The sequence below is a fragment of the Campylobacter sp. genome, from assembly GCF_052170435.1.
Taxonomy (GTDB): domain Bacteria; phylum Campylobacterota; class Campylobacteria; order Campylobacterales; family Campylobacteraceae; genus Campylobacter_A.
Genome location: NZ_JBQNAN010000013.1, coordinates 39006 through 55173, shown reverse-complemented (window position 1 = coordinate 55173; position 16168 = coordinate 39006). Strand labels below are relative to the sequence as shown.

Below are 16168 nucleotides of genomic sequence, written 5' to 3'. Positions count from 1 at the left end.
TTATCTATGACGTACTTCGCGCAGGTTTCTTGATCGGTTTTTAGATTTTCTACTAAGCTAGTAAAGGCGGTTAGTCCGTGATCGGCTACTAGTTTAGCCTCTAGCATCCTAGTTGCGGTTCTGCCTAGCGTAGAAAATACCGCCTCAAGCGGAAGTCCCGTGTCTTTTAAAAATTTATCTACGATCTTCACCACGCGCTCGTTACCTTTGGCGTAGTTTATGACGATGCTGGCTATCGGTCCTACCTGCATAGGTTTGCCGTCATAGCGAGGGGCTTTGATCCAGCTATACTTGCCCTTTTCGTCAAACACTTTGGTATCCACCTCTTTACCGTGGCCGTCTAGAGTTTTCATATCTTTTAGGCCGGTGTAGTTTGGCTCGGTCTCGCCGTCGTACGGATGCAGCGGAGCCGAGTTTTTATACCATGCGCGAGTGGCTTCCTCGGTGATCTTGTCGCCGTTTACTTCGTAAACCTTACTGATGTCGCCGTTTAGGATAACTCCGCCTTGGATCAAGTACTCGTTTTTGCCGACTAAAAACTCGTCGTAAGCGAATAAATTTGATACGCCGACGTCTTTTAGTACGCTTGGCTCGCTGCCGTATGCTTTAGCGGCCATAACTAGATCTGGATAATACGCTCGGTTGATAAAATCTGCCGCTTCTTGAAATTTGGTTAGATATTCGCCTAGTCTTGCAGGATCTAGCAAGTCCATGACGCAGGTCACGCCGCCTACGGTGAGGCTTTGAGGATGAGGCTGTTTTGCGCCGAATATCGCCATCATCTGCGCTACCGTCCTTTGTATCCTTAGGCACTCTAAATAGTGAGAAAGCGCGATCAAATTTTGCTCGGGCGTAAATTTATAGGTCGGATGTCCCCAGTAGGCGTTGGCAAAAGGCCCTAAATTTCCCTTTTTTACGAAGGCCTCGACGCGCTCTTTTACCTCTTTTAGCTTATCTGCGCCCGTAGCGTAAGGCGTGTCGCAGTATTTAAACGCCTCATCGCTAGCCTTGTGCACGTCCGCGCTTAGAGCCGAGACCACGTCTACCCAGTCAAGTCCGTGAAGCTGATAAAAATGCACGGGATGATCGTGCATATAAAGGGCGTTGTTCATCAAGGTGCGCGTTAGCTGCGCGTTTAGCGGAGGCGTGATACCTAGCGCGTCCTCGACGGCCATGATGCCCGCGCGGTAGTGCGAAAACGTACAAACGCCGCAAATCCTCTGCGTGAAAAATCCCGCATCCCTCGGATCGCGCCCCTTTACGATCTGCTCTATACCGCGCCAAAGCGTCGAGCCCGAGTAGGCCTCTTTAACTACGTTATTTTCATCTACGACGACCTCTACGCGCAGGTGGCCTTCTATCCTAGTTATGGGATCAATTACTATTCTTTGCTCGCTCATTTTTACGCCTCCTCTTTGTCTTTAGCAAAAATGCTTATCGCGGCGTGCGCTGCTATACCGATGCCTGCGAGCGCCAGCACTCCGATGCCGATTTTATCGCTGACGTTATCGGCGCCTAGACCCAAAACGGTGTTAAACAGCCTATCTGCCATCGGCTCCTCAAAAGGCCCCATCGTATCCCAAAAATCAGGCTCCGAGCAGCCTATACAGCCGTGGCCTGCTTGCACCGGCCAACTGGTGTGCTGATTAAATCTCTCGCGGGAGCAGTTATTAAACGTATATGGGCCTTTGCAGCCGACTTTATAGAGGCAGTAGCCGTTTTTCGCGCCCTCGTCGCCAAAGGTCTGTACGAACTCGCCCGCGTCAAAATGCCCCCTTCGCTCGCATAGATCGTGGATCCTAAGCCCGTAAGCCCATTTTGGACGGTTAAATACGTCAAGCGCTGGCAAAGTGCCAAAAAGTATGTAGTGAAGGACGTTGCCCACGATATTTTTCTCGCTCGGAGGACAGCCCGGGACGTTTATGACCGGTTTTGAGGTTACCTTTGATAGGCCGACGGAATTTGACGGATTTGGCTTTGCGGCTTGTATCCCGCCGAAACTCGAACAGGTGCCGATAGCAAATATCGCCGCGGCGTTCTCGCTCGCGTGCTTTGCGTGATGAAGGCCGCTAAGCCCCAAAGGACCGACGGTTAGATAGTTCTCCGTATCGCCCGTAGGTATGCCGCCCTCGACTAGCAGGATGTATCTGCCTTTGTATTTTTCGATCGCGCTTTCTAGGTTTTCTTCAGCCTGCCATCCTGCTGCCGCCATCACGGTTTCGTGATACTCGAGGCTGATGTAGTCAAAAATCAAGCTATCTATACTCGGCGCATCGGTACGAAGCAAGCTCTCGCTACATCCCGTACACTCGGCCATGTGTAGCCATATCACGGGCAATCTATCGCTAAGCTCGGCGGCTCTAGCCACTGTAGGCGCCATCGACGCAGGTAGCGCCATAAACGCCGTCATCGCGCCCGCCCATTTCATAAAATCGCGCCTGCTAAATCCGCTTTTCTTTAAAGCTTCGCCGATCGATCCGTTTTTTAGAGTCGGAAGCGCGGCAAGCACGTTAAGCCTTTCGTTTATCCTAACTAGGACGTCATCTCTCATGCTCTCTCCTTTGGGGTAAAATATGCATTTTTTGCATATTTGATAACGGATCAAATTTGGTCTTGATTATTATCAAATAGCTTTAAATATTGAAATATTACAACTAAAATTTAAAATTCTATATTTAGTAAAAGTATTAGTCTCTATAATTAAGAGTATTATTACTTTGGTATTATTTTTGCTAGAAAAGTCCAAAAAATAATTAAAGTATAAAAAGATAGATTTGACAAATTATTTTTAAATTTTGATATTTTAAAATTAAAGTAGCAATATTTCATAAATTTACTAATTTAGTTTCAAGGCATTAATTTTTTGCGTTTTTAAAATTTCAAATGCAAATTTACGGCGTCAAATTTTACCCTGGCCGCCTTGCATTTCTAAAATTCGCGCGCTTATTTGCATTATCTGAGCAAATACCGCTCCCTTTTGCGTCTCAAGCGAGGCCGCCATATCTTTTGCGTATGGATTTTTGCTCGCTTTTACTCGCTTTATCGCGGCTTCAAGCTCTTTTAGTCGTTTTTGTAGTTTTTCTAGCTGCTTTTTTAGGATATCGGCGCTGCTTTCGCCGCTAGGAGAATTTGACGCGTCGCTCAAAATATCGCCCCTATCGCCGCTTTTTAAATTTAGCGCGCCCGCGTTTAAATTTGCCGCGCTAGCCGCCGCTGAGCTTTTGCCGACGCTAATCAAATTTGAGTTTAAATTTATGTTTAGTTTTACATCCATCGCCGTGCCTTTAAATTTAAAAGTATATCGGCAAATTTGAGTAAAATTTAAGGCGCAACCGTAAATTTCGCTCTTAAATTTACGGATTTTACTTAGGCTCAGCAAAATCGCCCAAATCCCGCCGAGCCCAAAAACTCAAGCGACCGAATTTATTCCTTCGGCGCGATCATATCCTCAGGCACCACCCACGCGTCAAATTCCTCGGCGGTCAGTATACCCGATTTTATCGCCTCCTCGCGCAGCGTCGTGCCGTTATGGTGCGCGGTTTTGGCGATCTTGGCGGCATTTGCGTAGCCGATGTGCGGATTTAGCGCGGTTACGAGCATCAGGCTCTCATGCAGCAGTTTGTCGATTTTCGCGGCATTTGCCGTGATGCCGCAAGCGCAGTGTTTCTCAAAGCTGTTCATCGCGTCGCTTAGCAGGCGGATGCTTTGGATGAGGTTGTACGTGAGCACCGGCTTAAAGACGTTTAGCTCGAAGTTGCCCTGGCTTGCAGCGACGCAGATCGAGACGTGGTTGCCCATCACTTGCGCCGCTACCATCGTGACGGCTTCGCACTGCGTCGGATTTACCTTGCCCGGCATTATCGAGCTTCCCGGCTCATTTTCGGGGATGTTTATCTCGCCGATGCCGCATCTTGGCCCGCTTGCCAGCCAGCGCACGTCGTTTGCGATCTTCATCAAATTTGCCGCCAGGCCGTTTAGCGCGCCGCTTAAAAACACCTCGGCGTCGTGGCTGGTTAGGCCGTGAAATTTATTTGGATGGGATTTAAATTTAAACGCCGTGCTCGTTAGCGCGTTTAGCTCGTCGCTTACCATCTCGCTAAATTTCGGGTGCGAGTTTAGCCCCGTGCCCACCGCGGTGCCGCCGATGGCAAGCTCTTCTAAAAACGGCATAGTAGCTAGGATCTGCGCCTTGCTCGCCTTTAGCATATGCGCGTAGCCGCTAAATTCCTGCCCGAGCGTGAGCGGCGTGGCGTCTTGCAGGTGAGTGCGGCCGATCTTTACGATCCCCGCAAACTCGGCAGTCTTTTTATCCAGCGTCGCTTCAAGCTTTTGGATTGCGGGTAGTAGCTTTTTTTGAAGCTCCAGCACAAAGGCTATTCGCATCGCCGTAGGATAGGTGTCGTTTGAGCTTTGGCCTTTATTTACGTGATCGTTTGGGTGTACGAATTTTGCGTCCTTAGCGTCCAGCGCCGCCTTATCGCGAAAATTTAGCCCCAAAATCTCCATTGCGCGGTTTGAAACGACCTCGTTTAAATTCATATTCGACTGCGTGCCCGAACCCGTCTGCCACACTACTAGAGGGAAATTTCCATCCAGCTTGCCGTTTAAAATTTCATCGCACGCCTGCGCGATCGCTTCGGTGCGAGGCTCGTCTAGGCGGCCCAGCTTGCGATTAACCAGCGCGCACGCCTTTTTTAGATAGGCAAAACCCTCTATGACCTCCCTTGGCATCGTCTCCAGCCCTACTCCAATCTCGAAATTTTCATGGCTGCGCTGCGTCTGCGCACCCCAATATTTCTCATTCGGAACCTTTACCTCGCCCATCGTGTCTTTTTCTATTCTATACTCCATGCCTTTATCTCCTTTACTTAAATTAGTATTTGAAATTATATATCAATTATCATAAATTTAATCTTTCGAGATTTTACGCGCAAATTCGATATAATCGCGAAATGAAAAGAGTTTTAGCTAAATTTATCAAATTTTCCGCCGCCTTTGCCCTGCTTTGCTTCGTAGCTTTTTTGGCGCTTGACTTTGCTTATCCGCTCGACGTCAAAGCGCTAAAGCGGGAAAATTCGCTCATACTTTTCGATAAAGACGGTCGGATCGTCGCCCTTCGGCCTAGCAGCGACGAAATTTGGAGATTTGAAGCCAAAAACATCCCGCAGACGCTAAAAGATAGCGTTCTTTTGTTTGAGGACAAATTTTTCTACTACCACATCGGCGTAAATCCATTCGCCATGATCCGCGCGGCTGCGCATAACCTCACGCATAAAAACCGCATCGGAGCCTCCACGATCACGATGCAAGTCGCGCGCATGATGAAGCGAGAGGAGCGCACCTACGCGAATAAATTTAAAGAAATCTTTACCGCGCTTCAGCTTGAGTGGCATTACAGCAAGGACGAGATTTTAAATTTTTACTTTAATCTCGCTCCATACGGCGGAAATATCGAGGGCGCGGCGGCTGCGGCGAGGTTTTATTTCGGTAAAGAGCTTGGCGAGCTTAGTATCGCCGAGTGCGCACTTTTAAGCACGATCCCAAAAAACCCCAACGCCAACCGCCTAGATAAAAAATCAAACATCAACGCGCTAAAAAACCGCGTCGCAAAGCTGCTTTATAAAGCAGGCGTAATAGATCAAAGCGCATTCCAAAGAGCGCAAAGGGAGCCATTTAAAAACAAACGCTACGATGCCGTTTATAAGGCTAAACACTACGCCGCGCAAGCTCTAAAAAACGGCGTTACGCACTCGAATTTAGATCTAAATTTGCAAATTTTACTCGAAAACGCGCTAAAAAATACGGCAACCTCGCTAAAATCAAAAGACGCCTACAACGCCGCGGGGATAATCATCGATAACAAAAATATGAGCGTGGCCGCATACGTGGGCTCGCACGACTGGCACGCTCCGCAGGGACAAAACGACGGCGTAACGATGAGTAGAAACGTGGGCTCGACGCTAAAGCCGTTTATATTTTCGCTAGGGCTTGACGAGGGCTTCATCACGCCAAAAAGCCAGATGATAGATACTGAAATTTTCCTCGGAGAGTACGTACCCAAAAACTACGACAGCAGGTTTTTTGGTATCATCTCGGCGACCGAGGCGCTGGCACTTAGCCTAAATATACCAGCCGTTAGCCTAAACAACAAACTAGGCAAAAATTCGCTCTACGAGCTGCTTTCTAGAGTGCATTTGGTGAGCAATTCAAAGGATTTTTACGCAGATAGTATCGCGCTTGGAAGTGCGGAAATGAGCCTGCTAAGCTTAGCCCATCTCTACACTATCTACGCAAACGGCGGCGAGCTAAAACCGCTAGAGGTTGCCGGCAAAACGATACTAGGCTACGGACGGCTAATCAGCCCGCAAAGCGCGTATCTAACCTCAAAAATGCTCTCAAGCGCGTCAAGAAGCTATCTGGGCGTCGCATGGCAATACGCAAAAGACACGCCTCAAATCGCCTTTAAAACCGGCACCAGCTACGGCTCGCGCGACATCTACACGATCGGCGTAAATAACGACTACACGGTCGCGGTGTGGTTTGGTAACTTTAACGGCAAAAAGACGCAAAATTTAAGCGGATTTAGCGACGCCTCGCGCGCAGTTTTTGACGTCTTTAAACTGCTGGCTCAAAAGCAAAAATTATCTTTCATGAGCGCGCCAAGCGGCATAGAGAGCAAAAAAACCTGCCTTGACGCGTTTAAATTTAAAGAGTGCAGAGACGAGGAAGACGACTGGCGGATAGAGGGAGTAGAGCTAAAGGATATCTGCGAGAGTATCAGGGGCGATGAAGTAGGATTTTTGCTCAAAAACGGCGCGATCACTCAAGAAGATATCAAAGATAGTCCTTGTTACTATAAGTTTAAAAGCTATAAACCTCTCGTTGCAACGCCGTCAAATAATCAAATTCTGCTAAGCGATGAAAATTTAACTAAAGTTATGCTAAAATGTTACGCATATATCGGCGATGAGATATATCTCAAGATCGACGAAAACGAATGGGAAAAAGTAAACAACGCGAGCGAAAATACATTAAATTTAACGCAAGGCAAACATAAGCTCGGGTGTCTGGACGAAAATTCGAATTTAAGCGAAATCAATATCGAAATAAGGAGGTTTTAATGCGTTTCAAGTTAGTCGGCTTAAGCCTAAGCTGCATTTTGGCAGCAAATTTAAGCGCCTTTACGCTTGACGGTTCAAGCAGGACATTAGACGACGATTCGGTGAGTCTTGGCGTCAAATACGCACAAAGCGAACAATCGCTCATCGGTAAAGTCACGCACAAAAAGATAATCGAGTGCTCTCCAGAGGTAACCGGAGCCTTTGAGTACGGCTCAAACCAGATTTTCTTTTACCCTAAAAAGCCTCTAGCAAAAGGCGTAAGCTACTCGTGCAAAAAAGGCGAGAGCAAGGCCAAATTTTACGGCGGAGACTTCGTACTATCAAATATGATCGAGTACTCCGGAGATACCTTTTTAGCGGTATTTAACGATGATGTTAGCGAGGATGAGTTTGCCGCAAATTTTAAAATTTACGACAAGCAAAATTTAGCTAAGCAAAATATCAAATATAAAATCGTAGCCAAAACGCCTAGAAGCTTTCAGATAAAGCTACTTGAAAGCGGCGACAATTTGGTATTTGCGGTCTCCAAAAATCTCAAAAACGCTTCGGGCGTAAATTTAGCCGACAACTTTGAAGTCGTGCAAAAAGTAGCCGGCCCGGATGAAAATTTCGTCGATAAGCCAAAAGCCAAGACTATGTTTTTAAACGAGGTCGAGGGCGTTAGCTTAGATAACGGCAAACTAGCGGCCAGACTCTATCTTAAAGATTGGGTAGACTCCGACAATATTAAAAAATTCATCAAGGTCGAGGGCGTAAATAGCTTTGAAGTGAGCGATATGGAGTACACCAGCCATCAGGATGCCGACGGCGAGTATTACTACTATTATATAGACATTACCAGCAACGACTTCAAACCGCAGACAACATACAAAGTCACTTTCTACAAGGGCTTTGGCGACGACTACTCGATGCTTCGAGAAAACTCTATCTTTAACGTCGCATTCGGCGATCTAAAGCCGTTTTTAGAGTTTACCGATAGCGGCACGTATATGTCTAGCCTAGGCGAGATCGGCGTAAAAAGCGTAAATACAAACACCGCTAAAGTCGTCGTCGAGAAGCTAAAAGAGCAAAATTTAAGATACTTTTTAAATTTCACCGAGACTCCTTTAGATAACTATGCCGAAGAGGTCGCTAGCAAAAACTACGAGATCGGCGGCGCTCAAAACGAAATGCAAAAAAGCAAGATCAAGCTTGACTTTGCCGAGGGCGGCGACGGAGTTTATCTAGTCACGATCTACTACGACAAAGATAAAAGCGTCCAAAAAGCGGTCTATCTAACCGATATCGGCCTAAGCATGAAGGTTTCAAAAGACGAGGTATTTTTATTTGCCAACCGCTTGAGTAAAAACGAAGTGGTCGCAAACGCGGATGTCAAAATCTACTCCGTCAAAAACAATCTCATCGCAAGCGGTATCACAAACGACGAAGGCGTGTTTAAATTTAACAAAAAAGACATCGGCAAAGACGTCTCAAGCGCAGTTTTAACGCTGGGCAAGGAGCAAAGCTTCATCGCTCTATCGCAAAATAAACGCTTAAACGAGGAGTCGAATTTAGACGCTAAAGATAGAAGCGAAATTTATAATGCATATTTGCATTTTGCTAGCAACATCATCCGCCCACAGGAGAACATAAAAGGCGAGATCATCATCAAAAACGCGCTGTTTAAGAGCCTCTCAAACATGCCAGTTAAGCTAAAAATCAGAGATCCGCAAAACAAAGTGATCCTAGATAAAAGCATAAATACGACCGAGCTTGGCGTAATAAATTTCGACGAGCCTGTAAACTCGGGACTAACGGGAACGTTTAAATTTGAAGTGATCTTTGCAAATAAAATCATCGATAGTTACGACTTCTCGGTCGAGTCATTTACTCCGCAACGCATCAAAAACGAAGTTAAGCTGGATAAGCAAATTTACGCTCTAGACGATCTAATAGACGTAAAACTGCAAAGCAACTACCTTTTTGGCGCGGCGGCGGCTAATCTAGAAGGCGACGTAGCATTAAATTTGTATCAGCTAGATTACAAAAACGATAAATTTAAAGAGTATAAATTTAGCAACGGCGAATACGCCGCAAACGGCCTAGATCAGTTTACTAAGCCCGTAACTCTAGACGGCGAAGGTAAAGGCGCAACTGCGTTTAAGCTGCAAAACAAAGGCAAAATCGCGAGCATTTTAAAAGGCACCGCGGTATTTACCATTAACGACGACGGCAAAAACGTGAGCGCTAGCAGCGACTTTAGCGTCTATCCTTTTGACGTGATGGTCGGCGTCAGAGCAAACGACACCTACATCGACGCAAACTCCAAGCTAACGCTAAATTTCGTCAGCGTCGATCCGCTCAAGGACGAGGAGCTAAAAGATAGACAAAAAGCCGTAGAGATCAAAAAAGCCATCTGGGACTACAACTACAACAAAGAAGGCTATCTAAAATGGAGCAAACGCTACGAGAAGGTATTTAGCGATACTCTAAGCGGTAGCGAGTTCGTTTATGACTTTAAACAAAGCGGCGACTACGTAGTCGTGGTTTCCGATATCCTAAGCGGCCACTCGTCAAATTTAGATATCTATGTTAGCGGCTGGGACTACGGCGGCACCTTGCAACCGACAAAAGAGCTAGCTAAAGCTAAAATCAAGCTAAACCAAAAAGTCTATAAAAAAGGCGACTCGCTAAACGTAGACGTTAGCTCCGTGCTAAAAAGCGGTATCGGTATCATCACGGTAGAGTCCGAAAACGTCAAAAAGTATAAAGTCGTAAATATCCAAAACAACGTCGCAAACGCTAAATTTGACCTTGATTTCGACTTTGAGGGACTTTACGTTACGGCATCTATCATGCGTGTAGCCGATAACGACACTATGCCGTTTAGAACCTACGACAAAGTTTATGTAAAAGCGGACAAATCATACCGAGCGACGAACGTCAGCATCGAAGCGCCTAAAGTCGTGAAGTCAAACTCCAAATTTAAAGCTAGCGTAAAAACCGAGCCAAACGCAGAGGTTACGCTATTTGCGGTAGATGAAGGCGTGCTTCAGATAACAAATCAAAAGCTAAAAAGCCCTCTTGATTTCTTTGACAAAATTTTAAACGACGGCGTGCTTGATTATGATATCTACTCAAATTTGAGCGGATTTAAAAAAGACGGTAAAGTACTAAGCTTCGGCGGCGACGCGGCTGCTGCTCTCATGGAGATGAGAATGGCAAAATTTGCCAGCCCCGTCGATAAGAAAAACGTCAAAACATACATCAAAATGCAAACCGCAAAAGCGGGCGCGGACGGCGTAGCAAACTTTGACGTAGAGGTACCGAGCGACTTTAACTCCGAGATAAATTTAGCCGCGCTTAGCGTCATCGGCGATAAGCTAGGCTTTAGCGTAAATGCCGTTAAGGTAAAAGACGATATCATCCTAAAACCTACGCAAACGGCCTATTTGATCCAAGGCGACCAGGTAAACTACACGCTAAGAGTGATAAATACGACTAAAGAGCCAAAAACCGTTGCTCTAAGCATAGATACGAACCTAAACGCACAACTAGCCGTCGATAGTATCGAGCTAAAACCTAACGAAAACGCGAAGTTAAATTTCACGATCGACGCTAACGCTACGGGTAAATCGTATATAAATTTCACCGCAAACGACGGCAAAAACGGCTATACCTACTCGCAAAAGCTTGACGTCATCCACGCCTATCCGCTTAGCACCTACGCTAAAAATTTCCAGGCTACAGTGGAGAAAACATTTAAGCTTGACAGCGAGTTTAAACGCATCAGGATCGACGCTTCAAGCTCTATAAAAGGCGTACTAAGCGCAAATAGCGACAAGCTCGTAAACTACCCTTACGGATGCGCCGAGCAGCGCTCAAGTAAGCTTTTTGAGCTAAATTTCCTAGTGCTTGGCGGAGATGATTCTAAAGAAGCTAAAGCAAAAGAAGCCGATAGAAGAAGATTCGTCGAAGCGGGCATACAAGACGTCGTCAATATGCAAAAAACAGACGGCAGCATTGGCTACTGGAATCAGCTAGGCTACACAAACAACTTTGCCTCTATCTACTCCATCGATATGCTATTTACCCTTGAAAAATCAGGCTTTGCACTTGATAGCCACGTAAAAAATAAAGCGATCGACTGGTTAAGGGCGTTTGGTAGCAACGACAACTTCCAAGCTCTTTACGCAGCCTACGTCCTAAGCACGCAAAAGAAACTCGATAGATCAAAGCTAAACGCTCTATACGATCAAAAGAGATACCAAGGCAGCGCGCTTGAGGGCTACTTGATGGCTGCGATCCTCAAAAACGAGGGGTTAAACAAAGAGAGCGAAAAAGTGCTAAAAGAGCTAAATAAATCGACCTATAACCGCGAAAAAGAGCTAGCAGATAACTTCGGTTCAGAGATCAGAAACAAGGCCTTTATGCTGCTTTTACACGCTAATCACTTTGAGAAAAACGCATTTAGCGACGAGCTAGCCGACTACCTGATCGCTCGCGTCGATAAGCTACATTCGACGCAGGAGCGCGCGTTTACGCTAAGAGCGCTAAGAGCCTATATCAAAGACGTCTCAAGCGAGAACAAATTTAAGCTTATCGCCGACGGACACGATCTAAATTTCGACGGTCGCGGAGCTATCAACATCGCTCCTAAAAAGCCTGAGATCACTATCGTACCTGAAAACGGAGCAGCCGTGTATCTAGGCGTTAGCGCGTCAGGCTACAAAAAGCTAGACGTAAATCACAAATTTGACAAAAAAGGGCTTGATATCTACAGAACCTTCGTCGGTAAAGACGGCAAAGAGATCGATATCAACGCGCTTAAGGTAAACGACGTCATCTACTCGAAGCTTTCTCTCAAAACGAATGAGTTTATCAGAAATGGCGTGGTAAACGAAACGATCAGCCCTTGCCTTGAGGTGGTAAACGAAAACATCGTACCTAACGTAAGAACGGAAGCCACGAAAAACTCTTTAACTCTCGAGCATCAAAACATCGAGGACGACAGAGTTTTGAGCTTTTACAGCTTGGACGCTAGCAAGGATGCGCACGTGCTCTACACGCCTCTTCGCGTCGTCATGAGCGGTAAGTGCATGCTACCTGCGGTCATCACGGAAAACATGTACGACGAGAGCATGAGCGACTACGATCTAGCTCAGCACGAATTTATCGTCAAATGATCCTTTGCGAAGCGGTTTTTTAGCCGCTTCGCTTTCTTTGCCTATTCTTAAAAACAACCTATTTTAAACATACTATTAGCAAATTTGTAGTAAAATCCGACATTTTTTAAACAATTATTAAGGATAAAATATGGCGGAATTTTACGACGCAAAAGAAGTAGAGGATAAATTTTATAAAATTTGGGAAGAACGCGGATATTTCGAGATAGACGCGAACAAAAACATCCGCAAAGATGGCCGTAAATTTTGCATCATGATGCCGCCTCCAAACGTAACTGGCTCGCTTCACATCGGGCACGCGCTAACCTTCACGCTACAAGACATAATGACGCGCTACAAAAGAATGGACGGCTACAAAACGCTGTGGCAGCCGGGCCTCGATCACGCAGGTATCGCCACGCAAAACGTCGTTGAAAAGCAGCTCCTAGCCCAAGGCATCAAAAAAGAAGAGCTCGGACGCGAAAAATTCGTAGAAAAAGTCTGGGAATGGAAAGAAAAAAGCGGCGGTATGATCGTGCATCAGATGCGAAAACTAGGTATCTCTCCGGCATGGTCGCGCCAAAGATTTACGATGGATGAGGGACTAAGAATAGCCGTCAAAAAGGCTTTCGTAAATCTCTACGAAAAAGGGCTCATCGTACGCGAAAACTACATGATAAACTGGTGTACGCACGACGGCGCGCTCAGTGACATCGAGGTCGAGCATAAGGAAAACAAAGGCAAACTTTATCATTTGAGATACTATTTTGCAGATAAGCCAAGCGAATATGTTGTAGTTGCTACCACTAGGCCTGAAACATATTTCGGCGACACTGCCGTCATGGTAAATCCAAACGACGAACGTTATAAAAATTTGATCGGCAAAAAAGTCGTCCTACCGATAATCGGTCGCGAGATCGAGATTATCGCCGACGAGCACGTCGATATGGAGTTTGGAACCGGTCTTGTTAAAGTAACCCCGGCGCACGATACTAACGACTATGAGGTCGGCAAAAGACACGATCTAGAGTTTATCACCGTTTTTGACGAAAAAGGCATCCTAAACGAGCAGTGCGCACAGTTTAAGGGGCTTGAGCGACTAGAGGCTAGAGACGCCATCGTAGCAGAGCTAGAAAAGCTCGGAAACGTCGAGAAGATCGAAGACTACGAAAATCAGGTCGGCTACTGCTACCGCTGCAAAAACGTCGTCGAGCCATACATCTCAAAGCAGTGGTTCGTCAAAAAACAGATCGCGGACGACGCGATCGCAAAGGTCGGCGAAGGCCTAGCTAAATTTTACCCGGCCCACTGGATAAACAGCTTTAACGCCTGGATGCGCGAGCTTCGCGACTGGTGTATCTCGCGCCAGCTATGGTGGGGGCATCAGATCCCGGTATTTTACTGTGATGAGTGCGGACACGAGTGGGCGGACGAAGGCGAACCGACGCAGTGCCCAAAATGCAAAAGCGCAAATTTCCATCAAGACCCGGATGTCCTAGATACCTGGTTTAGCTCGGGGCTTTGGCCGTTTAGCACGCTTGGCTGGGGCAACGGCGAGGAGCTAAAAAACGAGAAATGGTTTGACGGCGATTTGGCCGAATTTTACCCAAACAACCTGCTAATCACCGGCTTTGATATTTTATTTTTCTGGGTGGCCAGGATGATGTTTCAGGGCGAAAACGCGCTAGGCAAGCTGCCGTTTGACGACATCTATCTGCACGCTTTAGTTAAAGACGAGCAAGGTAGAAAGATGAGTAAAAGCCTAGGCAACGTCATCGATCCGCTCGTTAGCATCGATGAATACAGCGCCGACGTCCTGCGATTTACGCTTGCGCTACTTGCCGTGCAGGGACGCGACATAAAGCTAAGCGACGAAAAGATGAAGCTCGTGAGAAATTTTACGAACAAGCTTTACAACGCGAGCAAATATCTGCTGCTAAACGAGTCTAAATTTGCAAATTTAAGCGACGCCAAAATCGAAACAAAGCTTGGCAAATACATGCTAAGCCGCTTTAACGAGTGCGTGCGCGAAGTGCGAGAGAACATCGACGCCTACCGCTTTAACGACGCGGCAAACGCTATTTATAAATTTTTATGGGACGAGTTTTGCGACTGGGGCATCGAGCTTAGCAAAGCCGATAAAGGCAGCGTAAGGGAGCTTGGAGCGATATTTAAAGAGGCCATGAGACTACTAAGTCCGTTTATGCCGTTTATCTCAGAATACCTTTTCCACGAGCTTAGCGGCTCAAATTTAGAAAGCACGGGCTCGATCATGATAGAGGCGTATCCGCAGGCTAACGAGCGCGACTTGCAGATAGAAAAGACCTTTGAGCTGGTGATCGAAGCCATCGTCGCGATCCGCCGCGCAAAGGCGACCATCGAGCAAGGCAACTCAAAGATCGCAAAAGCCTTCATCAAGCTAAACGGAAACAAAAATTTGACTGAGGCGACAAACTACGTCTCGCTGCTAGCTAAATGCGAACAGATCGAGTTTTGCGACGCTAAAATAGAAAACGCCGCGCGCGACGTGAGCGAAAATTTAGAGGCATTCGTACCGCTTGAAGGCGTGGATATGAGCGCTGTGATCATGCGACTGCGGTCGCAAAAAACCAAACTGGAAAAAGAGATAGCAAAGCTATCAAGCATGCTAAATAACGAGAAATTCGTGGCCTCCGCCCCGCAAGCCGTAGTAGAAGCCAACCGCGAAGGACTGGCTAGCGCGACGCAAAAGCTAGAAAAGGTAGATAGCGAGCTAGCAAATTTGGGAGCGGTTGATTGATATTTTTTGGTTTTTGCGTTAGGACTTGGCAGATCCAAACGGTGCCTTGAGCGGTTAAATTTAAACTACGGCATGCCGTTTAATGCGCAAAAATTTTAAAAAATAAAAGGATAAAAAATGAACGAAAAAATAAAAATAGCGGTTTTAGGATATGGAAATTTAGGTCGCGGCGTAGAGCTTGCCGCGCGAAATAGCAAGGATCTGCAGCTTTCGGCCGTTTTTAGCCGCAGAAATCCGAGCGAAGTAAAGACATGCGGCGCTCCGGTATTTAGCGTGGACGAAATTTTATCGCACAAGGGCAAATTTGACGTTTTGGTGCTTTGCGGCGGTAGCGCGACGGATCTGCCGACTCAGACGCCAGAGTTTGCGCAGAGCTTTAACGTCGTCGATAGCTTCGATACGCATGCAAAAATCCCTGAGCACTTCGCCGCGGTAGACGCCGCAGCAAAAAAGGGCGGAAATGTAGGCATTATAGCCGTAGGCTGGGATCCGGGTCTGTTTTCGCTAAATAGACTGTTTAGCGAGAGCGTGCTAGAAAACGGCAGCAGTTATACGTTTTGGGGTAAAGGCGTGAGCCAAGGTCACTCAGACGCTATCCGCAGGATCGAGGGCGTCGTGGACGCGCGCCAATACACCGTGCCGATAGAAAGCGCCTTGGAGCGAGTTCGCGCAGGCGAAAATCCAAAACTTAGCACGCGCGAAAAACACCTGCGCGAGTGCTATGTCGTGGCCGAGGACGGCGCCGATAAAACGCGCATCGAAAAAGAGATAAAAACGATGCCAAACTACTTTGCCGACTACGACACGAGCGTGCATTTCATAGATCTTGCGACGCTTAAAAAAGAGCACGGCGGCATCCCTCACGGAGGATTCGTTTTGCGAAGCGGGGCGACGGGCGAGCGCGGCGAAAATAAACATCTGATCGAGTTTTCGCTAAAGCTTGACTCAAATCCCGAATTTACCGCAAGCGTACTCGTAGCCTACGCCCGCGCGGCGTATTGCCTAGCGCAAAGAGGCGAAAGCGGCGCGTTTAGCGTGTTTGACATCGCTCCTGCGCTTCTTTCGCCAAAGAGCGCGGACGAGCTAAGGCGCGAAATTTTATAAATTTACGCGTTTTCAAAAAC

The 16168-nt window shown here is 46.8% G+C and carries 8 protein-coding genes; 4 read left to right on the top strand and 4 right to left on the bottom strand.

The window, feature by feature from the left end; genetic code table 11:
• The 4 genes from ACTTJF_RS06590 to fumC form a co-directional block, all read right to left on the bottom strand.
• The coding region (locus ACTTJF_RS06590) for a nickel-dependent hydrogenase large subunit (RefSeq protein WP_442551278.1) at positions 1–1400 on the bottom strand (1400 nt) is incomplete at its 3' end.
• Between the two features lie 2 nt (positions 1401–1402).
• Positions 1403–2551 (bottom strand): hydrogenase small subunit, encoded by a 1149-nt coding sequence (locus ACTTJF_RS06585; RefSeq protein WP_442551277.1) that lies wholly within the window; start codon positions 2549–2551, stop codon positions 1403–1405.
• Between the two features lie 348 nt (positions 2552–2899).
• Positions 2900–3274 carry a hypothetical protein gene (locus tag ACTTJF_RS06580; RefSeq protein ID WP_442551276.1) on the bottom strand — a complete coding sequence of 125 codons (375 nt, stop codon included), beginning with the start codon at positions 3272–3274 and terminating at the stop codon, positions 2900–2902.
• Positions 3275–3423: 149 nt separating this feature from the next.
• Positions 3424–4851 carry a class II fumarate hydratase gene (gene fumC, locus ACTTJF_RS06575; protein WP_442551275.1) on the bottom strand — a complete coding sequence of 476 codons (1428 nt, stop codon included), beginning with the start codon at positions 4849–4851 and terminating at the stop codon, positions 3424–3426.
• Between the two features lie 101 nt (positions 4852–4952).
• Between fumC and pbpC the strand changes: the two genes are divergently transcribed.
• The 4 genes from pbpC to ACTTJF_RS06555 all read left to right on the top strand — a co-directional run bounded on the left by pbpC (position 4953) and on the right by ACTTJF_RS06555 (position 16148).
• Entirely contained in the window at positions 4953–7121 is a 2169-nt protein-coding gene (gene pbpC, locus ACTTJF_RS06570) for a penicillin-binding protein 1C (protein ID WP_442551274.1), read from the top strand.
• Entirely contained in the window at positions 7121–12286 is a 5166-nt protein-coding gene (locus tag ACTTJF_RS06565) for an alpha-2-macroglobulin family protein (protein ID WP_442551273.1), read from the top strand. The genes pbpC and ACTTJF_RS06565 overlap by 1 nt, the downstream gene beginning before the upstream one ends.
• A 130-nt stretch (positions 12287–12416) precedes the next feature.
• A complete protein-coding gene (locus ACTTJF_RS06560) occupies positions 12417–15044 on the top strand; it encodes a valine--tRNA ligase (protein WP_442551272.1) in 2628 nt (875 codons plus the stop codon).
• Between the two features lie 117 nt (positions 15045–15161).
• Positions 15162–16148 (top strand): diaminopimelate dehydrogenase, encoded by a 987-nt coding sequence (locus tag ACTTJF_RS06555; RefSeq protein ID WP_442551271.1) that lies wholly within the window; start codon positions 15162–15164, stop codon positions 16146–16148.
• Positions 16149–16168: the final 20 nt, after the last annotated feature.

Bases quoted from the DNA above. Each gene is read 5' to 3' on its own strand.
- ACTTJF_RS06585 (WP_442551277.1), bottom strand. From the start codon at position 2,551: ATGAGAGATGACGTCCTAGTTAGGATAAACGAAAGGCTTAACGTGCTT.
- ACTTJF_RS06580 (WP_442551276.1), bottom strand. From the start codon at position 3,274: ATGGATGTAAAACTAAACATAAATTTAAACTCAAATTTGATTAGCGTC.
- fumC (WP_442551275.1), bottom strand. From the start codon at position 4,851: ATGGAGTATAGAATAGAAAAAGACACGATGGGCGAGGTAAAGGTTCCG.
- pbpC (WP_442551274.1), top strand. From the start codon at position 4,953: ATGAAAAGAGTTTTAGCTAAATTTATCAAATTTTCCGCCGCCTTTGCC.
- ACTTJF_RS06565 (WP_442551273.1), top strand. From the start codon at position 7,121: ATGCGTTTCAAGTTAGTCGGCTTAAGCCTAAGCTGCATTTTGGCAGCA.
- ACTTJF_RS06560 (WP_442551272.1), top strand. From the start codon at position 12,417: ATGGCGGAATTTTACGACGCAAAAGAAGTAGAGGATAAATTTTATAAA.
- ACTTJF_RS06555 (WP_442551271.1), top strand. From the start codon at position 15,162: ATGAACGAAAAAATAAAAATAGCGGTTTTAGGATATGGAAATTTAGGT.